The organism is Kitasatospora sp. NPDC001309 (assembly GCF_042896295.1).
Taxonomy (GTDB): domain Bacteria; phylum Actinomycetota; class Actinomycetes; order Streptomycetales; family Streptomycetaceae; genus Kitasatospora.
On record NZ_JBIAXC010000081.1, the window covers coordinates 1 to 24,119 of the forward strand.

The 24,119-nt window shown below is 73.7% G+C and carries 29 protein-coding genes and 2 pseudogenes; 10 read left to right on the plus strand and 21 right to left on the minus strand.

The annotated features are described in order from the left end of the window. From ACFY2K_RS42010 to ACFY2K_RS42020, 3 genes and pseudogenes are all read left to right on the plus strand, one after another. Positions 1-209: pseudogene (locus ACFY2K_RS42010) on the plus strand (hypothetical protein); the annotation flags it as partial. 173 nt (positions 210-382) lie between these two features. After that, the gene (locus tag ACFY2K_RS42015; protein WP_387718106.1) at positions 383-1,324 is read left to right on the plus strand and encodes a TIGR01777 family oxidoreductase; all 942 of its coding nucleotides are present in this window, start codon (positions 383-385) and stop codon (positions 1,322-1,324) included. Positions 1,325-1,502: 178 nt separating this feature from the next. Further along, positions 1,503-2,318: a hypothetical protein gene (locus tag ACFY2K_RS42020; RefSeq protein ID WP_380531578.1), complete on the plus strand. Its 816-nt coding sequence runs from the start codon at positions 1,503-1,505 to the stop codon at positions 2,316-2,318. 6 nt (positions 2,319-2,324) lie between these two features. On the opposite strand, the gene ACFY2K_RS42025 is transcribed toward ACFY2K_RS42020, so the two are convergent. After that, positions 2,325-2,783 (minus strand): SRPBCC family protein, encoded by a 459-nt coding sequence (locus ACFY2K_RS42025; protein WP_380531581.1) that lies wholly within the window; start codon positions 2,781-2,783, stop codon positions 2,325-2,327. A 114-nt stretch (positions 2,784-2,897) separates the two neighbouring features. On the opposite strand from ACFY2K_RS42025, the gene ACFY2K_RS42030 reads away from it, so the two are divergent. Further along, positions 2,898-4,535, plus strand: a complete 1,638-nt coding sequence (locus ACFY2K_RS42030; RefSeq protein ID WP_387718111.1) for an alpha/beta hydrolase — start codon at positions 2,898-2,900, stop codon at positions 4,533-4,535. 110 nt (positions 4,536-4,645) lie between these two features. Here ACFY2K_RS42030 and ACFY2K_RS42035 read toward each other — a convergent pair whose 3' ends face one another. The 5 genes from ACFY2K_RS42035 to ACFY2K_RS42055 form a co-directional block, all read right to left on the minus strand. Continuing rightward, positions 4,646-5,050 (minus strand): peptidoglycan-binding protein, encoded by a 405-nt coding sequence (locus ACFY2K_RS42035; protein WP_380531586.1) that lies wholly within the window; start codon positions 5,048-5,050, stop codon positions 4,646-4,648. Between the two features lie 69 nt (positions 5,051-5,119). Next, positions 5,120-5,491: a peptidoglycan-binding protein gene (locus tag ACFY2K_RS42040; RefSeq protein WP_380531589.1), complete on the minus strand. Its 372-nt coding sequence runs from the start codon at positions 5,489-5,491 to the stop codon at positions 5,120-5,122. A 121-nt stretch (positions 5,492-5,612) separates the two neighbouring features. Further along, the gene (locus ACFY2K_RS42045; protein WP_387718114.1) at positions 5,613-6,011 is read right to left on the minus strand and encodes a peptidoglycan-binding protein; all 399 of its coding nucleotides are present in this window, start codon (positions 6,009-6,011) and stop codon (positions 5,613-5,615) included. A 285-nt stretch (positions 6,012-6,296) separates the two neighbouring features. Further along, complete coding sequence (locus ACFY2K_RS42050; RefSeq protein WP_380531594.1) at positions 6,297-7,802, minus strand: MFS transporter; 1,506 nt, start codon at positions 7,800-7,802, stop codon at positions 6,297-6,299. Between the two features lie 214 nt (positions 7,803-8,016). Beyond that, entirely contained in the window at positions 8,017-8,454 is a 438-nt protein-coding gene (locus tag ACFY2K_RS42055) for a DUF6234 family protein (protein WP_387718117.1), read from the minus strand. Between the two features lie 314 nt (positions 8,455-8,768). Between ACFY2K_RS42055 and ACFY2K_RS42060 the strand changes: the two genes are divergently transcribed. Beyond that, positions 8,769-9,137 (plus strand): hypothetical protein, encoded by a 369-nt coding sequence (locus tag ACFY2K_RS42060; RefSeq protein ID WP_380531600.1) that lies wholly within the window; start codon positions 8,769-8,771, stop codon positions 9,135-9,137. 126 nt (positions 9,138-9,263) lie between these two features. On the opposite strand, the gene ACFY2K_RS42065 is transcribed toward ACFY2K_RS42060, so the two are convergent. Both ACFY2K_RS42065 and ACFY2K_RS42070 read right to left on the minus strand, forming a co-directional pair. Next, a complete protein-coding gene (locus ACFY2K_RS42065) occupies positions 9,264-10,637 on the minus strand; it encodes a M64 family metallopeptidase (RefSeq protein ID WP_380594434.1) in 1,374 nt (457 codons plus the stop codon). 62 nt (positions 10,638-10,699) lie between these two features. After that, on the minus strand, positions 10,700-11,419 hold the full coding sequence (locus ACFY2K_RS42070; RefSeq protein WP_387718121.1) for a hypothetical protein: 720 nt from the start codon (positions 11,417-11,419) through the stop codon (positions 10,700-10,702). A 187-nt stretch (positions 11,420-11,606) separates the two neighbouring features. Between ACFY2K_RS42070 and ACFY2K_RS42075 the strand changes: the two genes are divergently transcribed. Next, positions 11,607-12,431 (plus strand): SAM-dependent methyltransferase, encoded by an 825-nt coding sequence (locus ACFY2K_RS42075; protein WP_380531609.1) that lies wholly within the window; start codon positions 11,607-11,609, stop codon positions 12,429-12,431. Between the two features lie 36 nt (positions 12,432-12,467). Here the strand turns inward: ACFY2K_RS42075 and ACFY2K_RS42080 are convergent, their stop codons facing one another. After that, positions 12,468-13,025, minus strand: a complete 558-nt coding sequence (locus tag ACFY2K_RS42080) for a DUF1707 domain-containing protein (RefSeq protein WP_387718124.1) — start codon at positions 13,023-13,025, stop codon at positions 12,468-12,470. Between the two features lie 90 nt (positions 13,026-13,115). Here ACFY2K_RS42080 and ACFY2K_RS42085 point away from each other — a divergent pair, with 90 nt between their 5' ends. Then, positions 13,116-13,844, plus strand: coding sequence for a TetR/AcrR family transcriptional regulator (locus ACFY2K_RS42085; protein ID WP_380531615.1), 729 nt, complete (start codon positions 13,116-13,118; stop codon positions 13,842-13,844). 58 nt (positions 13,845-13,902) lie between these two features. Here ACFY2K_RS42085 and ACFY2K_RS42090 read toward each other — a convergent pair whose 3' ends face one another. The 6 genes from ACFY2K_RS42090 to ACFY2K_RS42115 all read right to left on the minus strand — a co-directional run bounded on the left by ACFY2K_RS42090 (position 13,903) and on the right by ACFY2K_RS42115 (position 17,524). After that, positions 13,903-14,682, minus strand: coding sequence for a class I SAM-dependent methyltransferase (locus ACFY2K_RS42090; RefSeq protein ID WP_380594440.1), 780 nt, complete (start codon positions 14,680-14,682; stop codon positions 13,903-13,905). Between the two features lie 156 nt (positions 14,683-14,838). Then, a complete protein-coding gene (locus tag ACFY2K_RS42095) occupies positions 14,839-15,459 on the minus strand; it encodes a 3-deoxy-7-phosphoheptulonate synthase (RefSeq protein WP_387718157.1) in 621 nt (206 codons plus the stop codon). Next, positions 15,420-15,944 carry a hypothetical protein gene (locus tag ACFY2K_RS42100; protein ID WP_387718128.1) on the minus strand — a complete coding sequence of 175 codons (525 nt, stop codon included), beginning with the start codon at positions 15,942-15,944 and terminating at the stop codon, positions 15,420-15,422. Before ACFY2K_RS42100 ends, ACFY2K_RS42095 begins: the two co-directional genes overlap by 40 nt. Further along, complete coding sequence (locus ACFY2K_RS42105) at positions 15,941-16,369, minus strand: MaoC/PaaZ C-terminal domain-containing protein (protein WP_387718131.1); 429 nt, start codon at positions 16,367-16,369, stop codon at positions 15,941-15,943. The genes ACFY2K_RS42100 and ACFY2K_RS42105 overlap by 4 nt, the downstream gene beginning before the upstream one ends. Further along, on the minus strand, positions 16,366-16,827 hold the full coding sequence (locus ACFY2K_RS42110) for a MaoC family dehydratase N-terminal domain-containing protein (protein ID WP_387718134.1): 462 nt from the start codon (positions 16,825-16,827) through the stop codon (positions 16,366-16,368). Before ACFY2K_RS42110 ends, ACFY2K_RS42105 begins: the two co-directional genes overlap by 4 nt. A gap of 85 nt (positions 16,828-16,912) precedes the next feature. Next, entirely contained in the window at positions 16,913-17,524 is a 612-nt protein-coding gene (locus ACFY2K_RS42115; protein ID WP_387718137.1) for an aminotransferase class IV, read from the minus strand. Here ACFY2K_RS42115 and ACFY2K_RS42120 point away from each other — a divergent pair. Beyond that, a pseudogene (locus ACFY2K_RS42120) lies at positions 17,502-18,266 on the plus strand (aminotransferase class III-fold pyridoxal phosphate-dependent enzyme); the annotation flags it as partial. The gene ACFY2K_RS42115 and the pseudogene ACFY2K_RS42120 sit on opposite strands and share 23 nt — an antisense overlap. A gap of 148 nt (positions 18,267-18,414) precedes the next feature. Here the strand turns inward: ACFY2K_RS42120 and tpx are convergent. The 3 genes from tpx to ACFY2K_RS42135 all read right to left on the minus strand — a co-directional run bounded on the left by tpx (position 18,415) and on the right by ACFY2K_RS42135 (position 20,062). Next, positions 18,415-18,915, minus strand: a complete 501-nt coding sequence (tpx, locus tag ACFY2K_RS42125; protein ID WP_387718140.1) for a thiol peroxidase — start codon at positions 18,913-18,915, stop codon at positions 18,415-18,417. A gap of 129 nt (positions 18,916-19,044) precedes the next feature. Further along, positions 19,045-19,416, minus strand: coding sequence for a hypothetical protein (locus ACFY2K_RS42130; RefSeq protein ID WP_387718142.1), 372 nt, complete (start codon positions 19,414-19,416; stop codon positions 19,045-19,047). Further along, entirely contained in the window at positions 19,316-20,062 is a 747-nt protein-coding gene (locus tag ACFY2K_RS42135) for a terpene synthase family protein (protein WP_387718145.1), read from the minus strand. Before ACFY2K_RS42135 ends, ACFY2K_RS42130 begins: the two co-directional genes overlap by 101 nt. Positions 20,063-20,278: 216 nt before the next feature. Here ACFY2K_RS42135 and ACFY2K_RS42140 point away from each other — a divergent pair, with 216 nt between their 5' ends. Further along, positions 20,279-20,593, plus strand: a complete 315-nt coding sequence (locus ACFY2K_RS42140; protein WP_380532272.1) for an ArsR/SmtB family transcription factor — start codon at positions 20,279-20,281, stop codon at positions 20,591-20,593. 207 nt (positions 20,594-20,800) lie between these two features. After that, positions 20,801-22,081 carry an MFS transporter gene (locus tag ACFY2K_RS42145; RefSeq protein WP_387718148.1) on the plus strand — a complete coding sequence of 427 codons (1,281 nt, stop codon included), beginning with the start codon at positions 20,801-20,803 and terminating at the stop codon, positions 22,079-22,081. Here the strand turns inward: ACFY2K_RS42145 and ACFY2K_RS42150 are convergent. From ACFY2K_RS42150 to ACFY2K_RS42160, 3 genes are all read right to left on the minus strand, one after another. Continuing rightward, positions 22,039-22,602 carry a histidine phosphatase family protein gene (locus ACFY2K_RS42150; protein ID WP_380641800.1) on the minus strand — a complete coding sequence of 188 codons (564 nt, stop codon included), beginning with the start codon at positions 22,600-22,602 and terminating at the stop codon, positions 22,039-22,041. The genes ACFY2K_RS42145 and ACFY2K_RS42150 overlap by 43 nt on opposite strands. 117 nt (positions 22,603-22,719) lie before the next feature. Next, a complete protein-coding gene (locus tag ACFY2K_RS42155; protein WP_387718151.1) occupies positions 22,720-23,742 on the minus strand; it encodes a phosphotransferase family protein in 1,023 nt (340 codons plus the stop codon). A gap of 84 nt (positions 23,743-23,826) precedes the next feature. Then, on the minus strand, positions 23,827-24,117 hold the full coding sequence (locus ACFY2K_RS42160) for an ArsR/SmtB family transcription factor (protein ID WP_387718154.1): 291 nt from the start codon (positions 24,115-24,117) through the stop codon (positions 23,827-23,829). Positions 24,118-24,119 lie beyond the last annotated feature (2 nt).

Here is a 24,119-nt window from a genome sequence, read left to right on the forward strand (position 1 = left end):
TCGCCAAGGTGACCATCAGCTACGGCGACGACCCGACGCAGTACCCGGCCGTCATGGCGGACGGCGCGTTCGTCCACGCGGCCGCCGTCACCGCCGGTCCCGACCCGAAGGCCTTCCCCCCGGACGCCTACGTCCACGCCTTCAACGCGGACGGCAAGGAGATCTACAACCAGAAGACCCAGCCCAACACCAAGGTCGCCCCCCGCTAGACGAGTAGTTCCGAAGGCGAGCCGGCTGTCCCCCGCGCCCGAACTCCGCGCAGTACCGCGGAGTTCGGGCGCTTCGTCGTCGAGGGGTGCGGCGGCGGGCGAACCGCCGCTCCCGTCGAATTGAACGTGTTCAATATGCGCGCTACGCTCGGGGTGAAGATGAGGGGGAACTCATGAAGATCGTCATCCCCGGCGGCTGCGGCGCGCTCGGGACCCTGCTCGACCGCAGCCTGACGGCCGCCGGGCACCAGGTCACGGTGCTCACCCGCCGCCCCGCCGGGCCCCGGCAGGTCGGCTGGGACGGACGGACCCAGGGTGCCTGGGCAGCCGAGCTGGACGGCAGCGACGTGGTCGTCAACCTGGCCGGGCGCAGCGTCAACTGCCGCTACACGCAGGAGAACCAGCGGGCCATGATGGACTCCCGGGTGGACTCCGCCCGGGCCGTCGGCCGGGCGATCGCCGCCGCCCGCAGGCCGCCCGCCGTCTGGCTGCAGATGAGCACCGCCACCGTCTACGCCCACCGGCACGACGCGCCCAACGGCGAACTGGACGGCCGGATCGGCGGCACCGAGCCCGACGCCCCCGCCTCCTGGCGGTACAGCGTCGAGATCGCCCGGGCCTGGGAGGAGGCCCAGACCGACGCCGACACCCCGCACACCCGGCGCCTCGCGCTGCGCACCGCCGTCGTCCTCGGCCCCGAGCGCGGGGGCGCCTTCGACTCGCTGTCGTGGCTGGCCCGGCTCGGTGTCGGCGGGCCGATCGCGGGTGGCGCCCAGTACGTGTCGTGGATCCACGAGCAGGACTTCGTCCGTGCCGTCGAGTTCCTGATCGCCCGGCAGGAGCTCAGCGGCCCGGTCAACCTCGCTGCCCCGAACCCGCTGCCCCAGCGCGAGTTCATGCGCGAGCTGCGCGCGGGCTGGGGCATGCCGCTGGCGCTCCCGGCGACCCGCTGGATGGCCGAACTCGGCGCCTTCGCACTGCGCTCGGAGAGCGAACTGCTGTTGAAGAGCCGCCGGGTGGTGCCCGCCCGACTGCTGGAGGCGGGCTTCGCCTTCGCCTACCCGGACTGGCCGGAGGCCGCCCGCAACCTGGTGCGGCGGCTGCGCGGACGGTGAGGCGGGCGGCGGCACGGACGGCGGCGCGGGCCCGGGGGAGGGCCGGGGCGTCACGGGGCTGTCACAGCTGCGCGCCGGAGCTTGCCCGGAGCGGGCCGGGACGGGACGGTGGTGGCGGCCACGGGGGGCGGGGCCACGGGGGAGGGGGCGCGGGATGCGCACGGTGCGGTTGTCGTCCATGCAGATGCGGAGCGAGCGTTCCGGTGTCGGCTTCACGCTGATGGTCGTCACGGGCGTCGCCCTGGCCGTCACGGGCGCGGTCGACGCCTTCGGGGCCTTCCTGGTCGCGGCCCTGGTCGCCGCGGCCGCGCTTTTCGCCACGCCGTACGCCTTCTGGCTGAGGGCCGACGAGCAGGGCGTCACCCTCGTCCGGTACCTGCTGCCGCGCCGCTTCGCCTGGGCGGAACTCCGCGGTCTGGCGATGGAGTTCGACGAGGACGAGGAGATCGGCAGGCGCTGCCTCACCCTGCGGCTGGGGCTCGCCGATCCGCCGGGCCGGTTCGCGGGACCGCTCCTCGGCAAGGTCCTGGTCACCCGGGAGGACGCCCCCTCGGGCGTTCCGCCGCGGGCCATGGCCGAGCTGTTCGCGGTCTTCGGGGAGCGCGGACTGCCTGTCGAGGAGGCGGGGTTCGCCAACGAGGTGCTCCGGGTGCGGGGCCTCCCGAAGCTGCCGCCGCTGCGGGTGTGGGCCGCGCCCGCGGAGGGGGCGCCCGGGGCGGAGCGGGCCTACGCCGACGCGCCGGGCATCGACCAGGAGGCGGACGCCCTGCCGCCCGAGGTCCGGCGGCCCCGGCAGCGCGGCCGGCGCGAGTACCTGCTGCGGCGCGCCGCGCTGGCCGACCGGGTCTTCCTGCGGGACGGGGACGGGCTGGCGCTGGCGATCGCCCTGCGGGCGGCGGAGGAGCTGGTGACGTACGACCAGGTCACGGTCGAGGGCGACCAGCGGCACTACGTGCGCGAGCAGTACCTGGGCTGGCGCACCCGCCGGCCGTAACGGAGCTCAGTCCCCGGCCGGGTCCTCGGCCCGGTCCTCGGCCGGGTCCGTGGCCAGCAGGTGGTCCAGCACCCGGCCGAACACCAGCCGCCCGGCGAGCGCCACCGCCGGGTCGAACAGCCGGGGCAGCCCGGTGATCCGCAGCTCCTCGGCCCACACCGCCTCGCTGCCCGCGCCCACCGCGCGGACCCGCAGTTCGGCGCCGCCGCGCACCACCCGGCCGCGCTTCGCGAGCCGGCACCGCTCGGGCGCGGCCAGCTCGACCAGCTCCATCGGGTCGTCGAGGCGCAGCGGCCCCAGGGTCGTCCTGGCCAGGACCACGTCCCCCACCTGCTGCCCGCCGCCCCGCACCACGCTCACCCGGGTGAACGGCACCCGGTCGCCGTGCCGGTGCCAGGCGGTCAGCCGGGCCCAGCACTCGGCGGGCGGCAGTGGGGAACGGCGGGTCAGGACGAATCGGGCCATGCGGCAGTGTAGGGCAGAAAGGCGCACGATCCGGCCGCCGACTCCCGGTCAAAGCTTGGCAAAGTCCAGCCCGTTCCCTGGATGTGCCATTGCACATGTCACATCATGCTCTCCATGAGAAAAGCCATCGCCCTGCTCTCGGCCGCCGCGGCCCTCGCCACCTTCGGCGGACTCGTCGGCCCCGCCTCCGCCGCCGAACCGGACGGCCCCGACCTGGTCGACACCGGTCAGGGCGCGCTCGCCTGGAGCTCCTGCAACGACCCGGCCACCCCGGCCCTCCAGTGCGCGATGCTGGAGGTGCCGGTGGACTACGCCGACCCGCACGGGCGCAGGATCAGGATCAAGCTCAACCGGCTGCCCGCCACCGCGCCCAAGGACAAGCAGCAGGGCCCGATCCTGCTCAACCCCGGCGGCCCCGGCGACTCAGGGCTGTGGATGCCCGCCTACATCGCCGGGAAGATCCCGGCGGACGTCGCCGCCACCTACGACTGGATCGGCTTCGACCCGCGCGGCACCAACGGCAGCGACCCCCACGTCATCTGCGACGCCCACTACTTCGACGCCGAGCGCCCCGACTACCAGCTGGGCCAGGGCACTTCGAAGGCCTGGCTCAAGAAGGCGGCGGGCTACGCCGCCGACTGCGCGGCCGACTGGTCCTGGCTGCTGCCGCACATGACCACCGTCGACAACGCCCGCGACCTGGACAGCATCCGACGGGCCCTCGGCGCACCGAAGATCAACTACTACGGCGGCTCCTGGGGCACCTCGCTCGGCTCCACCTACGGCCAGCTGTTCCCCTCCCACGTGCGCCGGATGGTGCTGGACAGCATCGTCGGCCCGACCATCAGCTGGTACGACCACAACGTCCTCCAGGACGAGGAGCACCAGCGCCGCTTCGACGCCTTCACCGCCTGGACCGCCAAGGCCGACTCGACCTACCACCTGGGCACCGACCCCGCCGCCGTGGCCCAGGCCTACCACCAGGTCGAGGACGCCCTGCGCAAGGACCCGGTCGACGCAGCCCCGGCACCCGGGAAGATCGGCCCCGCCGAGTTCGAGGACACCTTCTACGGCGGCGGCTACAACTTCCTGCGCTGGCCCCGGATGGCCACCGTGCTGTCCGGCTACCTCACCCAGCACGACACCCGGCCGCTGAACATCGCCTACAACAAGTACGCGGCCCCCGGCGCCGACGACGGCGCCTTCCCCGCCTACAACGCCGCCCAGTGCACCGAGAACGCCTGGCCCCGCGACTGGGAGTACTGGAAGAAGGACCAGGCGAAGGTCGACGCCCGCGCGCCCTTCTACGCCTACAACAACATGTGGTACAACGCCGCCTGCATGTTCTGGCCCTACCAGGGCAACCCGGCCGGCCGCTTGAAGATCACCGGCAAGGGCCTGCCCCCCGTCCTGCTCTTCCAGGCCACCGAGGACGCCGCCACCCCCTACCAGGGCGGCCTCGCCATGCACGACGCGCTGCCCGGCTCCAAGCTCGTCGTCCAGAACGGCGGCAGCTTCCACGAGATCCTCTTCCACGACAACGCCTGCCTGGACGACACCTTCACCGCCTACCTGCGCGACGGCAGCCTGCCCCAGGGCAAGGGGCGGATCGCCAGGACCTGCGCCCCCGAGGCCGACCCGGCCCCCGTGTACGTGACCCCGCCGCCCGCCACCGCGAAGGCCCTCACCACCGCACCGGCCGCCCCGCTCGCCCCCAGCGACCCCGAGGCCGTGCGCGGGGTGCTGCGCTAGGAATCCCCCGAAGGACCGACAGCACTGAGCGGCGCAGCCCCCCTTCACCGGGGGGCTGCGCCGCAGTGTTCGGCGCAAGGGTCAGTGGCCGCCCGCGCCGTCCAGGAGGCCTACTCGAACTCGGTACGGGCGATCAGGCCGTGCCAGGTGTCCCGTCCGACCACGCCGTCCACACCGTTGGCGTCGGAGAACTTCGTCTGGTAGGCCACCACCGCGTTGTACGTCTTGCCGCCGAAGGAGCCGTCCACGAAGTTGGGGACGTCCTGGCTCGGGACGACGCCCAGCTGGAGGAGATCGGACTGCAGCTCCTTGACGCAGACGCCGCTCGAGCCCATGCGGAGCGTCACGCTCGGGAGGTCCCAGCCCAGGTAGTGGTAGCTGCCGACCTGCTGCATGCAGGACTGCCAGTAGCCGTACTCCGCCTGGGCCGGCGTCGCGGTCAGTCCCGCGACGGCTGCCACCGCCGCGCCGAGCATCGCGGTGGTACGGACGGCGCGCTTGCCTACTGCCTTCATGAGTCTTTCCTTCAAGTGGTGGGTGGGCCGGGCGGTTCCCGCGCCGGCCGTCGGTGCTGCCCGGAACGGTCAGTTGTCGAACCGCTGGCACGCGTAGTTCGGGTTGTAGAGCTTCTCCCAGGTCTTGGGGCCGACGATGCCGTCCTCCGACAGCCCGTTGCAGTGCTGGACCCAGATCACGCCGGCGTAGGTCTGCTGGCCGTACTGGCCGTCCACCTGCACCGCGTTGTTCATCCCGAAGCCGCTCTCGAACAGGATCAGGCACTGGGCCTGCTTCACCGCGTCACTGTTCTGGTTCGGGGACACGTAGGGCCTGGCGCTGTCCGAGATATAGCTGCAGTACACGTCCGCGGACGCCTGCGGGGCCAGGGCCACCACGCCTCCCAGGGCGATGGCGGCGGATGCGGTGAGGGCGGCCATCCGGCGCCGGAACTTGCTCATGACGAACTCCCTGGAAACAGCTGGCGTGCACGGAACTTCGGGCGGACTCGCGCGGCTCCCGACCGGCCGGAGGCGCCCCGACGGCGGCCCGGGTGCTGGGCCGCCGGGACCTGGGGTGGGATCACCAGGCGACGAAGCGCAGGGCGGGCCAGGTCTCGGGGCCGACGAAGCCGTCCTGGCTCAGGCTCTGCTTGCTCTGGACGTCACGAACGGCGTCCTGCGTCTTCGGCCCGTAGTAGCCGTCCACGACCAGGTTGTTGCCGATCGTGTTGAGCAGGCACTGCGCCTCGACCGTGGCCCAGCTGAAGGAGTTCGGGGACGGGGTCTCGGTGTAGCCGTTGTAGAAGCCGAAGTGCTTGTCCGACTCGGAGGACTTGTACGGCGCGCCGGCCTGCTCGTACTCACGGCCGGCGCAGCTGATCTGGGTCGACGCCGACGCGGTGCCGGCGGTGGCGATGCCACCCGTGGCGAGGAGCAGGGTCGCGGCCGCCGCGAGAGCGGCCTTCTTCATGATGTTCATCGCAGTCCTCCGTAGCCGGGCCGCCGGCCGCTGTCGCGCGGCTCGCCCCGTGATCCGTCGGTCCACCCCGGAGCCGACAGGGAGGACTCTGCACCAGGCGCGAGCCCGTTCGGCCCGCTGGGACGCTGACAGGGGACGCCGCTGCCCGTCCCAGGGCGCTGACCTGCGGATTGGGACACGGCGACCGGTCATCCGGGGACGGGGGAGGGACATGGAAGGGACGGCGCGAGGGGTCCGGGATCCGTGGCAGCACCCCGGTTCAACGGTGCCGGGGGCGAGGCCAGGTCAGGAACCGCCGCCGGAAGGACCGACGGCGCTGAGCGGCGCGGCCAGCGACTCCAGGCTGCGCCGCTCGGCCTTCACCCCGATGGCGGCCTCGACGAGGCCGGCGGCCGTCATCAGGGCGGCGCCGATGCAGAAGGCGAGCGTGGTGTCGGCGACCTTCCCGCTGCTGACCAGGCCGTTGAAGAGCAGCGGGCCGCTGATGCCGCCGACCGCCGTGCCGACGGCGTAGAAGAAGGCGATGGACATGGCCCGGGTCTCCAGCGGGAAGATCTCGCTGACCGTCAGATAGGCCGCGCTGGCCCCCGCCGAGGCGAGGAAGAGCACGGCCGTCCAGCAGGCCGTCATGGTGGCGGCGGAGAGCGAGCCCTGCTGGAAGAGCGCGGCGGTGCCGAACAGCAGGACGCCGGAGCCGAGGTAGGTACCGGCGATCATGGGCTTGCGGCCGACGGAGTCGAAGAGGTGGCCGAGCAGCAGCGGGCCGAGGAAGTTGCCGACCGCGATCACCGCGAAGTAGTAGCCGGTGTCGCCCTCCGGCACCGCGAAGTAGGTGGTCAGGATGGTGGCGTAACCGAAGGTCACCGCGTTGTAGAGGAAGGCCTGGCCGATGAAGAGCGCCAGCCCGAGGACGGTGCGGCGGGGGTAGCGGCGCACCACGGTGCGGGCGATGGCGACGAAGCCGAGCGGCTCCCGCTCGCGGATCAGGATCGGCTCCCCGGTGACCGCCGGCAGCGGCTGCCCGGTCTCCTCCTCGATGCTCCGCTCGGCCTCCGCGACGACCTGCTCGGCCTCCGGCGCCCGCCCGTGGGTGAACAGCCAGCGCGGGCTCTCCGGCACGTGCCGGCGCACCAGCAGGATCACCAGGCCCAGCACCACGCCGATGCCGAAGGCGAGCCGCCAGCCGAGGTCGGTGGCGAACAGCGAGGTGTTGAGCAGGGCGATGGAGGCGAAGGCGCCGAGCGCGGCGCCGATCCAGAAGCTGCCGTTGATGACCAGGTCGACCCGGCCGCGGACCCGGGCCGGGATCAGTTCGTCGATCGCCGAGTTGATGGCCGCGTACTCGCCGCCGATCCCGAAGCCGGTGAAGAAGCGGCAGAGGAAGAAGAACCAGGCCGTCCAGGAGAGCGAGGTGACGGCGGTGGCGGCCAGGTAGACGGCGAGGGTGAGCATGAACAGCTTCTTGCGGCCCAGCCGGTCGGTCAGCCAGCCGAAGAAGAGGGCGCCGGTGCAGGCGCCCGCCACGTAGACGGCGGCGGCGACGGTGGTCACCTGGGCGGTGGTGATGGCGATGCCGCTGCCGTCCTGGGCGAGTCGGCCGGCCATGTTGCCGACGATCGTCACCTCCAGGCCGTCCAGGATCCACACCGTGCCCAGGCCGATCACGATCCGCCAGTGCCAGCGGGACCACGGCAGCCGGTCCAGCCGGGCGGGTACGTCGGTGGCGATCACCCCCGCCGGGGGCTGCTGGTGCGCGGACGAGGTGGGGGTCGGCTTCGCCGGATCGGTCATGACGGTCCTCCTTCGTCGGCCGGACGACTGCTCACGGATGCCTGGTGCCCCGAGAACCGCCCCGGATGCCCGGTGCCCGGAGGAGAGCCGCCCCGGGCCGTCACGCTCGGTGAGTGGTCGCGACTACTCCGTCATGATGCCCCGGCGGCGGCCGGGCCGCCCGGTCAGGAGCCGTGCAGGTGGCGGGCTGGTCCGCCCCGGAGCCCCGGGCCTGTCAGTTGCACCGCCCGCTGCCGCTGTAGCAGGGGGTGTACCAGGTGGGCAGCGGGGTCGGCGGCGCGGGGTGACCGCGATCCCGCGCGTGCTGCTGTTGCGCGGCGGACGTCGACAGCACCAGCGCGGCCAGCACCAGGACCGCCGCCGTCCAGCGCGCCCGCAGCAGGGCAGCGAGGGCCGCGAAGCCGAACGTGGCGCCCATCAGGTGCCAGGTGAAGCCGAGTTGGGCATCGGCCGTCCGGTCGGCCGTGCCGTCGGTGACCTGCCCGGCCCAGGCGTGCATGCCGAGGGAGAACAACCGGACCAGGAAGAAGACTCCGAGGGCGAGGAAGAGCAGCACGCCGATGGTGAGGTCGCGGCCGACCGGCGGTTGTTCCGGGCGGCGGAGGCGGCGGAGCCGGGCGATGACGGTGGTGGCTCGGTCGGTCGGAGGCATGCGGACAGCCTGCCCGAGGAGGGGCGGCGCGGAACTGAGTACGGGTACTCGGTTCCGTCGGGGAACGGCGGTGCCCTGCCGTGCCCCGGCCCGGGGGCCGAGGCCTGCTCGGACACCCGGTGCACCGCCCGGTGCGCCTGGGTGTGCGCCGGTGCGCCGGTCGGGTGCATGCGCTCAATTCAACTGGTGAGACACGGAGTTGGCGCTTTGCTGCGGCGTGGTGGAGCATGGGCGGGGCCCGGTCTGTTGTGGCGCGCTCGCGCCCGGCCGCGGCGGTACGCGAGCGGCGAGAGGAGGCGGGTCCCGTGGCTTCGGTGACGCGTCCGTTTCTGGTCCGGGGGAGGGCGGTTCCGCTGGCCAGGTACCTGGCGGAGGAGGAGATCGAGGGCCTGGTGGCCTGTTCCTGCATCGGCAACGAGGTCACCATCGACCTCGCGGACACCCGGATCCTGGTGAGCCTGGCCGATGTCGGCGCGGTGGTGGGCCTCACCTTCCACATGGTCCAGGATGGTCCGGCCAAGGCCCGCTCCTGGACGCGCAGGCTGCCCGGCGACACCGGGCCGAAGGAGCTCGCGACCCGCATCGCCCGGGACGTACGGACCTTGGAGCGCGAACTGGCGCCGCTGCGCCGCCGACCCCCGGAGCGACCGGAGCGTCCGGAGCGCCGTGGGACGGCCGGTTGAACCGGTGCTGCCGGTGGCCCGGCCCCGACCCCGATCCCGCCCCTGGTCCCGCCCCCGGCCCGGGCGTCGGTCGGCTGCCGGGGTCGGGGCCGGGGGCGGGGGCGGGGGCGGCATCCTGACGGTCGACTACCTGGTCACCAGCCAGGACAGACTGCCGGTCAGCTCCTTCCGCAGGGCCGGGTCCGCGACGGCCGGGGTCGGGTCGGTCGCCACGGCGGTGAGCAGGTGCGGGCGTGAGCGCGGGCCGGTCAGGTGCAGTGCGTCGAGGTCGAGGGCGGTGCGTCCGCGCAGCCGGGGCTGTTCGCGTCCGTCGAGGTACCAGTGCAGCTGGGTGCCGGGGACGGGCAGGTCGACGGTCAGCCGGTCGGTGGCGGTGAGCCAACTGCCGGTGGGGGTCGGGCTGGTCAGCGGGGTGGCGTGGCGGTAGAAGCCGGCGATCATCGCCTCCCGTCCGGGCAGGTTGAACTCGCGGCCGAGCGAGCGCATGATCGAGTTCTCCGTCGGCCGGTAGAGTCCCGTCGGGTAGTAGCCGCCGCCCTCGAAGCTGCCGACCGTCCCGCCGTCGGGCGAGGCCTGGCCGAGCCAGCGGGCCCACTTGGTGCCCTGGTCGCGCATCCGGTCGGCGGTCAGGGTGCTGATGTTGGCCTCGGGCGGTTCCGCGCCCTGGTACGTCCCCTGGCCGTCGTAGGCGTACTCGTCGGCGAGCTTGCCCAGCGAGTGGCCGGTCTCGTGCACGGCGATCTGCCCGGACTTGGCGTTGCCGCCCGCGACGGTGGCGATGCCCTCGTAGCCGAGCGGGGACTTGATGTCGTTGTAGCCCGCGCCGCCGTACTTGGCGGTGTTGGCCACGACGATCACCAGGTCCGCCTGCGGGGCCTTGGCGGCGTAGCGGTCGACGGCCTTGTCGTCCACGCAGAGCAGCCGTTCCACGCCGTCGCACCAGAAGTAGGAGCCGAGCGCGGTGTGCCGGACGGTGGCCCGGTCGGGATCGCCGGTGACGCCGGACTCCGGTGAGACGGCGGACACGGCCCAGACGTTGAACAGTTGCCGGTAGGTGGCGTACGGCTCGACGGCGGTGATCTCGCGCCACTTCTCGGCGGCGTCGGTGCGGAACTTCTGCTGCTCCTGGGCGGTGTAGCCGTCGCCGACCACCACCACGTCCAGCTTGGTGGCCGGGTCGCCGTTGCGGACCAGGGCGGTGACCTCGCCGTCGCCGTCGGCGCCCGGGGCGGTGAGGCCGGCGGGCGGCGTGGCCAGGTAGGGGGAGGCGGCGGGTGCCGTGGCGTGGGCGATGGTCCCGTCCTCGTCGAAGGCCTCGACCTGGTGCGGGGGCCGGTCGGTGCCCGGTGCGGCGGCTGCGCCGGGCGCGGCGGGGGCGCCGGACGCGCCGGGTTCCGGCGCGCTCCAGGCGGGGGAGGCACCGAGGAGTGCGACGGCGAGGGCGGCGGTGAGCAGGGCGGGCGCGGTCCTGCTCCTTCTTCTTCTGGTCCTGATCGGCACGGAGTTCCTCCCGGTGGGCGGCGGGTGTGGGGAGGCTCCTTCCCTTGTTGAGGACCTGACAATCAGGAGAATTCGTTGAGGATGCCGCGGAAGAGGGCGGTCGCGGCGATCCAGCACAGCGCGGCGACGATCAGGGTGACGACCAGGGGCCACTGGAGGGTGAGCAGCGCGATGGAGCCGAGGAGCGTGGCGAGCACGTTCGCCACGACGGTGACGGCCAGGACGAACGGCACGACCCCGTCGTCCAGCGGCCACCCCTGGGTGAGCACCAGGGCCGTCCCGGCGGCGATCAGCAGGCTGAGCACGGCGGCGTCCGCCCACGGGTAGGTCTCCGTCTGCGAGCGGTGACCGTGGTAGCCGATCTCGATCACCTCGCCGTGCAGGACCGTCACGTCCACGGTGGTGCCGGCGGTGACGTCGTCGTAGAACGCCTTGCCGACGCCGTACTCGGCGGCCGGCGCCGTCTCGCGGGCCACCGTCAGCGTGTAGGGATCCGAGTCGGAGCCCGGATCCAGGTGCTTCCCGGTCACCCGGCCGCTCTCCCGCGTCGCGCAGTCGTCGGACGGCTGCGCGGGCGCGGTGCAGAGCGGGGTGTGGTGGTAGCGGCGCACGTCCTCGAAGTCGGCGGTGAACCGGACGAAGCCCGCGACGACGAGGGCGAGGCCGACCAGGGCGAGCACGATCCGGGCGACGGGCCGGAGCCTGTCGCCGAGGGACGGCGGCACCTTCCAGCCGTCCGGGTTCGGGCGCTCGTCCCGGACGGGGACGGCGTCCTCAGGCATCGCCGCCGTCCAGCGCCGGCACGGTGTACCCGTTCATCGCCACCCCCGTCGAGTCCTCCCCGGTCGCCCCGGCGTTCGCCGTCGACGCTCCCCCGGTCACAGCCCGGATCATGCCAGGGAACGGCGGAGTGCGCGAGGAATCTCCCCTGCCCGGACCGGACTTGTAGGCGGCGGTAGATTGGCGGGCATGACGCCGACGCCTGATGCGATGAGCCCGGTCTCCCGCACCGCCCTGCCCGTGGTGCTGGTGCGGGCACACGAGAGCACCCGGCCCGAGCCGCTGTTCACCGACCCGTACGCGGCCCGGTTCGCCGAGGCGGCCGGGTTGCCCGCCGAACTCCCCGAGCGGGCGCGGCGCGAGGGCCTCGCGGCGGCGCTCGCCGTGCACATCGTGCTGCGGACCCGCTACTACGACGACCGGCTGCAGGCCGCCGGGGTCGAGCAGGTGGTGCTGCTGGCGGCCGGGCTGGACGCCCGGGCCTACCGGTTGGACTGGCCGGGCGGCACCCGGCTGTGGGAGCTGGACCTGCCGCCGGTGCTGGAGTTCAAGGAGCAGGTGCTCGACGCGGCCGACGCCGTGCCGACCTGCCGGCGCGAGGTGCTGCCGGGCGACCTCCTCGACCCGGGGTGGCCGCGCCGCCTGGTCGCGGCCGGCTTCGACCCGCAACTGCCCACCGCCTGGCTGGCCGAGGGCCTGCTGGTGTACCTGAGCCCCGAGCAGGCGGCGGGACTGCTCACGGCCGTCGGCTCGCTCTCCGCACCGGGCAGCCGGCTGCTGATGGAGCGCGGCCGGGACGTCTCCCGCAGCCCGGAGGATCCGGCGCTGGCCCACGTCACCGAGCTCTGGCAGGGCGGGCTCGGCCCCGACACCGACCAGTGGCTGAACGACCACGGCTGGCAGGCCCGGACCACCTCCCTCGCCGAGGTCGGGGAGGCCTACGGCCGTCCGCTGCCCGAGGGCGCCGGTCGGACCAGCGGCTTCATCGAGGCGGTCCGCACGGCCGGGGGCTGAACCGGGGCGTCCCGAGGGGGTGCCGTCGGCAGGGTCTCACCGGAGGGAGTGGCGGATCCGCAGGCGGCCCAGCCCCGTCCCCCCGGAGATCCGGATGACCGGACCGCCCGGGCGGACGGCCCGGCGGGGCCGGTAGCGCGGCTGCTTGAGGCCGGCGTGGAGGGCCGTGAGGTCGACCACCGCGTCCCGGGGCACGGTGATGCTCGCCCCGCCGGTGCCGAGCAGCAGTTGGATGTCGACCACCGGGTGCTCGATGACCGCCCGGGAGAGGTCCAGTCGCACCCGCCCGAGCGCCGAGGCCACGGTGAGGACGCGCGGGACGCGCCAGGCGCCGCGCCGCCGGATCCGGCCGCCGAGGGCGTCGCCCGTGAGGGTGGCCTCGGACCGGGTGGCCGGTCGGGCGAGGGGCTCCGGCAGTCCGTCGAGGGCCTCGGCGAGGCCGTCCGGTGTCGTCGCGGTGAGCGCCCGCTGCAGTCGCTGCTCCAGCTCCTCGAAGCCGAACTGCCCCTCCGCGTAGGCCTCCTGGAGCCGGCGGACCGCGGTGTCGCGGTCGGCCTCGCTGATCGTGGTCGGCCCGCCCGTGCCGGTCGCCATCACTCCACCCCTCGACTGAGTACGTTGTACGCGGTCATGGCGGCCACGCTAGATTACTGGGTACCGTGTACGCAAGAAGAGGGGCCGACGGTGACCGACGCCGAGTACGTGAACATCTGGATGCGGCCCGAGCGCCCCGCCCGCGGGCCGAAGCCCGCCTACAGTCGGGCGCAGATCACCGAGGCCGCCGTCCGGATCGCCGACGCCGAGGGCCTGGAGGCCGCCACCATGCGCCGGATCGCCGCCGAGATCGGCGCCGGCGCGATGTCGCTCTACCGGTACGTCCCCGGCCGCGACGAGCTGATCCAGCTGATGGCCGACCGGCTGATGGGGGAGATCGACGTCGAGGGCATGCCCTCCGGCGACTGGCGGGGCGACCTCACCCGCTACGCCCACGGCCTGCGCGCCATGTGGCTGCGCCACCCCTGGATCGCCACCGTGCACCGCGCGCTGCCCGGCTTCGGCCCCCGGCAACTGCGCCTGATCGAAGGGGTGATGGGCGTGCTGGACGCCCACGTCCCGATCGACGAGAACCTCGGCCTGATGGCCGTCCTCAACGGCTACGTGGAGGGGGCCGCCCGCGACGAGGTCAGCTGGACCGAGGAGGTCCGGCGCAGCGGCGTCAGCGAGGAGGAATGGCAGGCACGCAGCTACCCGTACGTCCGGCAGCTGCTGGAGAGCGGGGAGTACCCGATCTTCGGCCGGATCGCCCTGGAGGCGCGGGGGCCCAGGCTCGGCCGGGACGAGCAGTTCCGGATCGGGCTGGAGCGGGTCCTCGACTGCATCGCCGCGGCGCTCCCGCCGGAGGCGCGCGCGTAGCGCCGGGGCGCCGACCGGAGGCGGAAGGGCTCAGGACGGCCGTCGCCGTCCGGGGCGGTCACAGTCGGCGGGTGCGCAGGACGCCGGTCAGCATCGGCAGGGTGAAGCCGCCGTCCGCGGTCTCCGGCCGGCTCGCCAGGAACGCGCGGATCCGGGCGAGCGCGGCCTCCCGCCGGTCCTCCGGCATCACCAGCATCCCCGCGCGGGTGGCCAGGGTCGCCACCAGCGAATCGGCGGTGCGCGCCTGGCCGTGCGGGAAGAGCTCCTGCCGCGCCTCGCCGAAGCGCACCGCGCCGGTGCTCTTCGGCAGGTGGGCGCCGGCCGTCTCGGTCCGCCAGGCGGCGGGCGTGTCACGCGGCCCGATCGCCGCCGCCCCGCTCACCCGGGCCAGCTCGGCGACCCACTCGACCCGGTCGTCCAGCAGGTTCCACAGGCCCGCCAGGACGCCGCCGGACCGTAGGACCCGGGCGATCTCCGGGCCCGCGACCGCCATGTCGAACCAGTGCATCGCGTTCCCGGCCAGCACCACGTCCACCGAGGCGTCCGGCAGCGGAACGGACTCCGCGCTCCCCGACAGCGCCCGGACGGTCGGCAGCGAGCGGCGCAGCTCGGTCAGCATCGCCGGATCCGGCTCGACCGCGATGACCTCGGCCCCCAGGTCGAGCAGGGTGGCGGTCAACTTGCCGGTCCCGGCCCCGAGGTCGAGCACCCGGGGCCCGGGCGCGGCGTCGAGGGCCCAACGCACCGCGGCGTGCGCGTAGTCCGGGCGGTGCTCGGCGTAGGCCGCCGCCGCGGCGCCGAAGGACGAGGCGTGGAGCTGGTGCTGGTCGTGATCCATCCGGCCACGCTATCGGCGCCCGGGCCCGTCGGCCGGTTTTCTCATCAGTTCCTCAACTTCCGTTCGCTCCCGGACCGGCTGGACGGCTGCGCGGCTGGAGGGCTGCACGTGGCACGCCGGTGCGGACGGTCCGGGAGCGGCCGCACCGGCGCCCGGTCAGCGGTAGCCGTGGAGTTCGGCGACCAGGAAGGCCAGGTCGAGCAGACGGTTCCGGTCATGGCGGGGGTCCTCGCCGGTCAGCTCCAGGTGGAGGCCGCCGGGGTGGGTGCCGAGTTCGCGGTGGACCTCGAAGAACGCCCTGACCTCCGCGACGACCTCGTCGAAGGGGTCGGGGTGGTGGGCGAGGGGCCGTGGGTCGCAGACCCAGACCACCGGCACACCGGAGGCGGCGGCCTTGCCCACCAGGTCCGGCAGGACGTCCCGGACCCGCGCCGAGCCCAGCCGGGCGAGGAAGGCCAGCCGGCCCGGCTCCCCGTGCGGGTTCAGCCGCTCGACCAGGGCCAGGACCTCGTCCGCCGTGCTGCCGGGGCCGAGCCCGACCGCGACCGGGTTCCGGACCCGGGCGGTGAACCCGACCTCGACGGCGTCCGGTCGGCGCCCGCGGCGTCCGATCCGGACCAGGTACGCGGAGGCGTCGTAGGACCGGCCGGTACACGGCTCGGTCCAGGTCGGTGCCGCTGCCGGGGCCTCCCGGTCGGTCGCGCTGCCCGGGTGGGGACGGCCGGTGTAGAACTCGCCTAACGTGTGCTCCTGGACCCGGCCGGGTCGATCCCGCAGGCCCGCATGAAGGCCAGGGTGGAGTCGATCCGGCGGGTCAGCTCGCGGTGGTGTGCGCCGGCGGGGGAGCGGGCCGCGAACTCCCGGTTCCGGGCGTGCAGCTGGTGGACGCCGGTGTTCGCGATGAACGCCCGCGCCAGGTTCGCGGCGGCGGCTTCGCACCCCCGCTCGGGCGCGGGCCCGATCCGGACCACCGGTACGGACAGCGCGTAGGTCAGCAGGACGGCCATCTGGGAGAGGGCGGCCAGCCGGTGTCCGAGCTGCTGCGCCGAGGCGTCGACGGAGCCCGCGGCCTGGGTGTCCGGGGGCAGGGTGCCCGCGGTCCGGGTGCCTGCGGGCAGGCCGCCGGGGTCGCTGCCGAGGAGCAGGAAGCCCTCGCCGCGGGCGACGGCGGCCAGCCGGGTGCGCAACCGTTCGCACTCGTCCGGCAGGACCAGCGGCGGACCGGACGCGCCGGACGTGCCGGGGGCGCCGTCCGGCGTCACGACGGCAGACGGACGACGACCCGGAGGCCGGACACGACGGTCTGCCCGCCCGAGCCGATGGTCAGCCGGAGCACCGCCCGGCCGTCCCCGACCTCGGTGACCTCGCCGTCGACCTGGAGCGTCGCGCCGGTGTCGTCGTCGGGGACGGCGAGCGGGCGGGCGAAGCGCTCCACCTCGTACTCCACCAGGGCGCCCGGGTCGCCGAGCCAGTCGGTGACCACGTGCAGGGCCCGGGAGACGGTGAGGGTGCCGTGGGCGATGACGTCGGGGAGGCCGACGGCCCGGGCGACGCGCTCGTTCCAGTGGATCGCGGTGAAGTCGGCGGTGGCGCCGCAGTAGCGCATCAGGTCCGCGCGCGAGATCACGAAGGTGCGGGTGGGCAGCCGGGTGCCGACGCGGGGGCGGACGGAGGTGGTGTCGGTCATCGCCCGGCCTCCGCGGTGCCCCGGGACAGCGCCGTGTCGGTGACCGTGCTGACCGGCTCCCCGTCCACTGTGGTGATCCGGTGCACGCAGGTGAAGCGCTCGTGCGGCCCGGCGTCGGAGATGTCGGCCACCGTGGTGGTGTGGACCAGGCGGTCACCGGCCCGGATCGGCCGGTGGTGGGTGACGCGCTGTCCGCCGAGGACCATCACCGGCTGCTTCTGCTTGCCGAACCCGGGTTCGAAGAGCGGCCAGCCGCCGAGCCGGAACCAGACGACGGTGGCGAAGGCGGGCGGCGCGATCACGTCCGGGTGGCCGAGCGCCCGGGCGGCCGCCGGGTCCAGGTGGGCCGGGTCGGGGTCGCCGGTCGCCAGGGCGAACTCGCGGATCTTCTCCCGGCTCACCTCGTAGACCTCCGGTGCTGTGCGGGTTCGGCCGATGAAGTCTCGGTTCAGGGTCATCGACGGGCCTCCTCGTCGTGTTGTCGTGTTGTCGTCGTCGTGCGGGGGCGCGGCGTCGGTCTGCGGGGCGTCGTTCCCGTACCGGTCACCGTGTTCGGGCCCGTCGTTCCAGGGGCACGGCCGTGCGCAGCAGCGCCGCCTGCCAGTGCGCGGCCCGGACGGGCGCGGCCGCCGTCAGGCGCCGGTCGAGCCAGCCGGTGACCGGGCGGATCCCGTGCAGGGCGTTCACCGTCCAGACCTCCAGCCCGTCCAACTCCTCGGGCCGGCAGGCCTCGTAGCGCACCTCGACGTCGCGCTGCGCGGCGAGGCGCATGATCAGCCGCCGGGTGATGCTGGGCAGCACCGGCAGTTCGGGTGCCGGCGCGCACAGCGCGTCCCCGCGCCACCAGAGCACTCCGGTGACCGCGCCTTCCAGCACCAGGCCACCGGCGGTCACCAGCAGCGCCTCGTCCGCGCCGTCCCGTTCGGCAGCCGCCCGGAGCGCGAGCAGGGCCGGGAGGTCCGGCCCCTTGACGGTCGGGGCGTTGCGGACGTCGGGGCCGTCCGCGATCCGCAGCACCACCCCGCCGCCGCCGGTCGGGGCGGGCCGCAGGCGCAGCCGGAACCCGGCGGCGGGTGACGGCGCCGTGCACTCGACCCGGGGGAACCAGCGCCCGGCGCGGCCGGACCGTCGAGATGACCAGATCGAGACCGCCATCCTCCAGGAGGGCGCCGACACCGTCGCCGCCGTCTTCGTCGAACCCGTCCAGAACGCCGGCGGCTGCTTCACCCCGCCCCCCGGCTACTTCCAACGCCTGCGCGAGATCTGCGACCGCCACGACGTGCTGCTGGTCTCCGACGAGGTCATCTGCGCCTTCGGCCGCCTCGGCACCATGTTCGGCGCCGACAAGTTCGGCTACATCCCCGACATGATCACCTGCGCCAAGGGCATGTCCTCCGGCTACGCCCCCATCGGCGCCACCATCATCTCCGACCGCATCGCCGAACCCTTCTACACCGGCGACTCCGTCTTCCCCCACGGCTACACCTTCGGCGGCCACCCCGTCTCCGCCGCCGTCGCCCTCGCCAACCTCGACATCTTCGAACGCGAAGGCCTCAACCAGCACGTCCTCGCCAACGGGGGCAAATTCCTCAAGACCCTCGACAAGCTCCGCGACCTGCCCATCGTCGGCGACGTCCGCGGCAACGGCTACTTCTACGGCGTCGAACTCGTCACCGACAAGGCGGACAAGACCACCTTCACCGACGAGCAGTGCGAACGCGTCCTCTACGGCTACCTCTCCAAGGCCCTCTTCGACAACGGCCTCTACTGCCGCGCCGACGACCGCGGCGACCCGGTCGTCCAGTTCGTCCCGCCCCTGACCGCCGACCAGAACACCTTCGACGAGATCGAACAGATCATGCGCCACTGCCTCACCGAGGCCCACAACCGCATCTGACCGATCGACACCAGACCCCGGTGGCCCGCGAACTGCCCCCCGCGGCGCCACCGGTACGGGCCCTGCCTGCGGGAACAGGCAGGGCCCGCCTCGTGCCGCTGTGGGTGGCGGTGCGGGGCGGGCCCGTGGTGCGTGGGGTGTGCGGGGTTTAGCTGAGGGCGGTGAGGGCGGCCTCGTAGTTCGGCTCGTCGGCGATCTCGGCGACGAGTTCGGTGTGCAGGACGGTGTCGTTCTCGTCGAGGACGACGACGGCGCGGGCGGTGAGGGCGGCGAGGGGGCCGTTGTTGATGGCGACGCCGTAGGTGTCGTGGAAGTCGCGTCCGCGCAGGGTGGAGAGGGTCTTGACGTTGTCGAGGCCTTCGGCGCCGCAGAAGCGGGCCTGGGCGAAGGGGAGGTCGGCGGAGATACAGAGCACGACGGTGTTGTCGAGCGAGCCGGCCTTGGCGTTGAAGGTGCGCACGGAGGTGGCGCAGGTGGGGGTGTCGATGCTGGGGAAGATGTTGAGGACCTTGCGGCGGCCGGCGAAGTCCTGGAGCGAGGTGTCCGCGAGGCCCTCGCCGACCAGCGTGAACGCGGGGGCCTGGCTGCCGGCGGCGGGCAGTGCGCCGCCGATCTCGACCGGGTTCCCCTTGAGCGTGACCTGAGCCATGAAAAGCCTCCTACCAGCGGTGTACGACAGACAACGCCGTCGATCCTACTGCCCGCACCCCGCGCCCGACGCGGGGTGACCGAGGAGCGGACACCCTCCCGCCAGGTGCTCCGGCTCGGGTGGGGGCCGCTACGAGGGCGTGATGCCGTCCTGGCCGAGCAGGCCTGGTGCGTCGGGCCCGATGCGGGCGGAGGCGGCCGGGCCGTACCGCCCTACGGAGGTGTGGACGTAGTAGTTCCCGGCGATCATGTCGCGGAGGTTGTCGACGTGGTGGTGCACCGCTTCACGACCGCCGCCGGACAGGCCCAGCCGGTCGCAGAACCCCGCTGTGCCCTGGTGCAGGTCCAGGAACGCCCGCAGGTGCTCGTCGGCCGTCGCGATGACGTAGCGGATCGCCGAGTCACGGGAGCGGCCCTGTTCCGCCATGACGAGCTGGACGAGGTTGGGTTCGCCCCGGGCCTCGTCCTTCTCCAGGCCCGTGACCTCGTTGACGAGGACCACGTGATCGACGGGTGTGCCGGCGGGCGGTGGTGAGCCGCCCGCTGTGCCAGGCCAGCGACGGCACCTCGAAACGACCGGCCGCCTCCAGCAGATGGAGGGTCGGCCGCACCGCGATCGAGTGTCGCCGTACCTCCAAGTGTTCGTCGACGGTGGGGACTTCGCCGGTGCGCCGGTTGGCCTCCTCGGTGAGGTTCGCGTACAGGTAGTCCAGCCAGCTCCTGGCCGCACGGCGGCTCCACTCGGCCGACCGCCCCTCGGTCATGTCCGCCCAGAGCCGCGCGAAGGCGGCGCCGATCCGCGTGGTCGGCGGGCGGGGCGACAGGGCGGGGCGGCCGAGGAGGTCGGCCATCTCCAGCGCCGCGGCGACCGCGGCGTCGGCGGGCTGTCCGGACGGGGTGTCGAAGAAGTCGTCGAAGATGAAGTGGAAGGCCATCCCGTTGGTCAGCAGGTCGACGTCGTCCCCGGCTTCGGTGCAGAAGTCCGTGCCGAACTCCGCGACCCCGCTGGCGGCGTACAGCGCCACGGCGCTGTCGGTGGGCAGCGGCCCGAACTGCCGGGCCCACTGGATGTTGCGTTCCAGGGCGGCGGGCGTGTCCGGGTGCGACCGGCGGGGGTAGGGCATGAAGAACTCGGCATCCTGGGGCACTCGACCGCTCCTCGCGCGTGTGACCGGCAACGCATCCAAGATCAGCGGTGCGCGGCGCCCCGGTCAGGGCGCACCGCCCGGCGCACGAAGGCATGTGCATGGCGGGAGTTCGGCGGTCGCCGGGCGGGGCGGGTGCGGCTTGACACGGTTGATCGTATCGAGAATATTAGATGCGTCCTGGTGTCGAGGGTGTCCGTGGTCGGGGAAGGAGCGTGCGTGGTGGATCCGCTGGCCGTGCACAAGGCGCTCGCCAACCCGGCGCGTGCGGATTTCCTGCGCTGGCTCAAGACGCCCGAGCGGTACTGGGACGAGGCGTACTACCGCGAGCGCGGGGTGGGCTTCCACGTCGGGGTGTGCGTGACCGACATCCGCGAGCGTTCGGGCCTGGCCCAGTCGGTGGTCTCCGGGTATCTGCAGATCCTGCGTGACGCCGGGCTGTTGGTGTCCGAGCGGGTCGGCAAGTGGACGTTCTACCGGCGTGACGAGGAGACGATCGCGGCCTTCGCCGCGTACGTGCGCGACGAGCTCTGAGGTCGTGCCCGGCCGGGTGCCGCTCGACCGGGGTCGTGGTGCGGGGGTGCCGGGGTGCCGTGGTGCTGTGACGTCGATGAGGGGTGCCCTTGGGTGGGCGCCCCTCTTCTTCGGCCCTGATTCATCTAACTATCTAGATTTGTCGTTGCGGATTCGGATGGCGATCCGGCCCGTGGACGGCCCGTGGACGTGAGAGGGAGGCTGTTGATGGACGGTGTACGAGGTCCGCGCGCGGCGCTGGCGGTGGGGGCCCTGGCGGTCGGGGTGTTCGGAGTGATCACCACCGAGATGGGGGTGGTCGGGGTGCTGCCGCGCTTGTCGCAGCACCTGCACGTGGCTCCGGCCACCGCGGGCTGGCTGGTCGGCGTCTTCGCGCTGACCGTGGCCCTGGCCGGGCCGCCGGCCACCCTGGCGGCTTCCCGGCTGCCGCGTAAGGCGGTGCTGGTGGCGGTGCCGGTGCTGTTCGCGGTGTCCAACGCCGTGTACGCGCTCACCGACTCCTTCCCGGTGATGCTCGCCTTCCGCGTCCTACCGGCCCTGGTGCACCCGGTGTTCTTCGCCCTGGCGCTGACCGCCGCCACCCGGCTGGCCCGCCCCGGCCGGGAGGGACGGGCGGTGAGCGTCGTCTTCGCGGGCGTCAGCGCCGGCTTCGCCTTCGGGGTCCCGCTGACCGCCTACCTCGCCGACCACCTCGGCCTGGCCGCCGCGTTCTGGAGCGCCGCCGCGGTCAACCTGCTCGCCGCCGCCGGCCTGCTGGTCCTCTTCCCCCGCCTGCCCCGGGAGCAGCACGTCTCGACCGCCGGACAGCTCGGCATCCTGCGCAGCGCCCGACTGTGGCTCGCGGTGGCGGCCGTGACCCTGGTCTTCGCGGCGATGTTCGCCGGCTACGGCTTCTTCGCCGAGTACCTGGAGAGGGTCACCGGCCTCGCCCCCTCCCTCACCGGCGCCGCCCTGATGGCCTTCGGCGCCGTCATGACCGTCACCGGCATCGGCTTCGGGCGCCTGCTGGAACGCGACCTGACCCGCACCGTCACCGCCTACCCGCTGCTGTACGTCGGCCTGTACGCGCTGCTCTACGCGATCGGCACCCATCCGGCCGCGATGGTCGCGGGCGTCCTGCTGTGGGGCGCCGTCCACTCCGGGGGACTGGCCGTCGCCCAGGGCTGGCTGGCCCGCGACGCCGCCCGGGCACCGGAGTTCGGCAACAGCCTGTTCATCTCCTTCTCCAACCTCGGCATCACCCTGGGCACCGCCCTGGCCGGCGCCACCGTCACGGTCGCCGGTCCCCGCCACCTGCCCCTGGCCGGCGCGGCCCTGGCGGCCCTCGCCCTCGCCGCCGTCTGCGCCCGCCGTCGCGTCGGCCCACCCACCCCGCCGGCGGGCGTCCCGGGCCCGGCCGCGGTCTCGGCCCCGGCCGCGGAGCGGGCCCCGTCCCGCAGCGGGGTTCAGGCGGGCGGCGGCCAGGGCCAGGGCGCGGGCAGGCTGTAGTACCAGCCCGGGCGCCAGGGCGGCGGTTCGCGCAGGACGTCCTCCAGGCGGGCGCCGGCCAGCAGGCAGTCCAGCGCCCAGCGGTTGGCCGAGTGTGCGATCAGCAGGACGCGCCGTCCGTCGAACCCCGCGGCGAGGTCGGCCAGGAAGGCCCCGGTGGCGGCGAGGACCTGGCGGTGGCTCTGCCCACCGGGGTACGGGTGGTCGGCGCAGTACGGGCGCAGCGCCGCGACCAGGGCGGCCGGGGCGCCGTTGAGGGTGCCGTAGTCGCACTCGCGTAGTCGGGGGTCCTGGTGCAGGGGCGGGTGGCCGCCGGGGAAGGCGATGCGCGCGGTGGCCACCGCGCGGTGCAGGTCGGAGCTGAACACCGCCGCCAGCGCCTCGCCCCGGCGCCGCTCGCCCAGCTCGGCGGCCTGGCGCCGGCCCAGCGGGCCCAGGCGCCCGGGCAGGTGGCCGGTGGCGATGCCCGCTTCGTTGTCGGTGGTCGTGGCGTGCGTCTCGTAGACGATCTCCACTGCCATTCGCCGGTTCCTCCCTGCCCCGCCCCTGGGCTGCCCTGCCCTGCGCTGTCGGGTGGCCTTGCGGTGGCCACCGGTGCTCGCCGGGTCGAGGGGGAGGGTGCCCGGGGCGGGGGCCGACTACGCGTAGCGCTCGAACAGGGCCGCCACGTACTCCTCCAGGCGGGCGGACAGCAGCTGGGTGCTCAGGTCGGTGCGGCCCAGTTCGCGCCAGGGCACGGCGACCTTCTCCGCGTCCGGCGCGAAGGCCAGCGCGTCCAGCAGCCGCCAGTACAGGTGGTCCTCCCCGGTGGCGGTGAGCGTGCCGCCGGCCCGCTCGTAGGCGTCGGCGAAGGCCAGGCCCGTCTCCACGCCGTGCAGCAGGGCCAGCGCCGTCGAGCAGTGGGCGACGTCCAGGTCGGTGGGGCCCCAGGAGGTCTCCACCCAGTCGACGACTCCGCTGACCGCGAGTTCCGCCCCCGTACCGTCGAACAGCACGTTGCCCGGGTGGAAGTCGCGGTGCAGGAAGGCACCTCGGTGCTCGGGGGCCGGGCGGCCGATCAGCGTCACCGCGCGCTCCCACAGTTCCGGCCGCTCGGTGGCGGGCGGCACCTGCACGCGTTCGGGGGAGGTCCAGGCCTGCCAGGCCCGCGGCCGCTGCTCCTCGTCGACCTCGACGGTGTGCACGGCGGCCAGCTGCCGGGCCAGCAACTCCACCCGCCGCGCCACGTCCCCGTCCTCCTGCACCCGCACCCCGCCGTCCAGGTGGGTCATCAGCAGCGACGGGTGCTCGCCGTGCTCGCCCCGGGCGTCCACCGCGCGCAGCCGCGCCGCCGGGATGTCGCGGGCGGCCAGCAGGCGCAGCACGTCGACCTCGCGCTCCAGCATGCCCGGGGCGTGGCGGACGTAGAAGGGCTTGACGAAGGAACGCAGTACCAGCGAGTAACGCCCGCTGCCGTCCCGGCCGTTGTCGCCGTTACCGCTGTTGTCGTGGTTGCCGTCGTCGCTGCTGTCGCTGTTGACGGATTCGATGTCCAGGCGGCGCATCTGAGAGGTCCACCCGCCCTTGAGCGCCCGCACGCCGGCGATCCGCTCACCGGGCGCCAGCGTGCCCTCGACCCACCGGCGCGTTCCGGCCCACCCCTGGACGTCGTCCTCGGTCATGGTCGACCACCCTACGCCACGCCCCGCGCACCCGTGGCGACGCCCCGGCCCCGTACGACGGCCTGGCGGCGGAGCCGCTGGTCCCTAGGGGCTTGGTGGGTGGGGCGTGCGGTGGGCTTCGGTGTCGGCGGCCGCGATGACTGCGGTCAGGAGGCCGGGGAAGCGTTGTTCGAGTTCCTCGGTGCGGAGGGTGTTCATCTTGGTGGTGCCGACGTAGTACTGCCGTACCACTCCGGCCGCGCGCAGGACGGAGAAGTGGTGGCTGGAGGTGGAGCGTCCGATGGGTAGGTCGAAGGAGCCGCAGCTCAGGTCAGCGCCCGAGTGGGCGAGGGTGTGCACCACTTTGCGCCTCGCCGGGTCGGCGAGGGCCTCCAACA

Excerpts from the sequence above, each read along its gene's own strand:
- ACFY2K_RS42145 (WP_387718148.1), top strand. The coding sequence starts at position 20,801 with ATGGACGGTGTACGAGGTCCGCGCGCGGCGCTGGCGGTGGGGGCCCTG.
- ACFY2K_RS42155 (WP_387718151.1), bottom strand. The coding sequence starts at position 23,742 with ATGACCGAGGACGACGTCCAGGGGTGGGCCGGAACGCGCCGGTGGGTC.
- ACFY2K_RS42035 (WP_380531586.1), bottom strand. The coding sequence starts at position 5,050 with ATGAAGGCAGTAGGCAAGCGCGCCGTCCGTACCACCGCGATGCTCGGC.
- ACFY2K_RS42045 (WP_387718114.1), bottom strand. The coding sequence starts at position 6,011 with ATGAACATCATGAAGAAGGCCGCTCTCGCGGCGGCCGCGACCCTGCTC.
- ACFY2K_RS42090 (WP_380594440.1), bottom strand. The coding sequence starts at position 14,682 with ATGGATCACGACCAGCACCAGCTCCACGCCTCGTCCTTCGGCGCCGCG.
- ACFY2K_RS42050 (WP_380531594.1), bottom strand. The coding sequence starts at position 7,802 with ATGACCGATCCGGCGAAGCCGACCCCCACCTCGTCCGCGCACCAGCAG.
- ACFY2K_RS42040 (WP_380531589.1), bottom strand. The coding sequence starts at position 5,491 with ATGAGCAAGTTCCGGCGCCGGATGGCCGCCCTCACCGCATCCGCCGCC.
- ACFY2K_RS42075 (WP_380531609.1), top strand. The coding sequence starts at position 11,607 with ATGACGCCGACGCCTGATGCGATGAGCCCGGTCTCCCGCACCGCCCTG.
- ACFY2K_RS42015 (WP_387718106.1), top strand. The coding sequence starts at position 383 with ATGAAGATCGTCATCCCCGGCGGCTGCGGCGCGCTCGGGACCCTGCTC.
- ACFY2K_RS42105 (WP_387718131.1), bottom strand. The coding sequence starts at position 16,369 with ATGACCGACACCACCTCCGTCCGCCCCCGCGTCGGCACCCGGCTGCCC.
- ACFY2K_RS42030 (WP_387718111.1), top strand. The coding sequence starts at position 2,898 with ATGAGAAAAGCCATCGCCCTGCTCTCGGCCGCCGCGGCCCTCGCCACC.
- ACFY2K_RS42110 (WP_387718134.1), bottom strand. The coding sequence starts at position 16,827 with ATGACCCTGAACCGAGACTTCATCGGCCGAACCCGCACAGCACCGGAG.
- ACFY2K_RS42020 (WP_380531578.1), top strand. The coding sequence starts at position 1,503 with ATGCAGATGCGGAGCGAGCGTTCCGGTGTCGGCTTCACGCTGATGGTC.
- tpx (WP_387718140.1), bottom strand. The coding sequence starts at position 18,915 with ATGGCTCAGGTCACGCTCAAGGGGAACCCGGTCGAGATCGGCGGCGCA.
- ACFY2K_RS42025 (WP_380531581.1), bottom strand. The coding sequence starts at position 2,783 with ATGGCCCGATTCGTCCTGACCCGCCGTTCCCCACTGCCGCCCGCCGAG.
- ACFY2K_RS42115 (WP_387718137.1), bottom strand. The coding sequence starts at position 17,524 with ATGGCGGTCTCGATCTGGTCATCTCGACGGTCCGGCCGCGCCGGGCGC.
- ACFY2K_RS42055 (WP_387718117.1), bottom strand. The coding sequence starts at position 8,454 with ATGCCTCCGACCGACCGAGCCACCACCGTCATCGCCCGGCTCCGCCGC.
- ACFY2K_RS42080 (WP_387718124.1), bottom strand. The coding sequence starts at position 13,025 with ATGGCGACCGGCACGGGCGGGCCGACCACGATCAGCGAGGCCGACCGC.
- ACFY2K_RS42070 (WP_387718121.1), bottom strand. The coding sequence starts at position 11,419 with ATGCCTGAGGACGCCGTCCCCGTCCGGGACGAGCGCCCGAACCCGGAC.
- ACFY2K_RS42150 (WP_380641800.1), bottom strand. The coding sequence starts at position 22,602 with ATGGCAGTGGAGATCGTCTACGAGACGCACGCCACGACCACCGACAAC.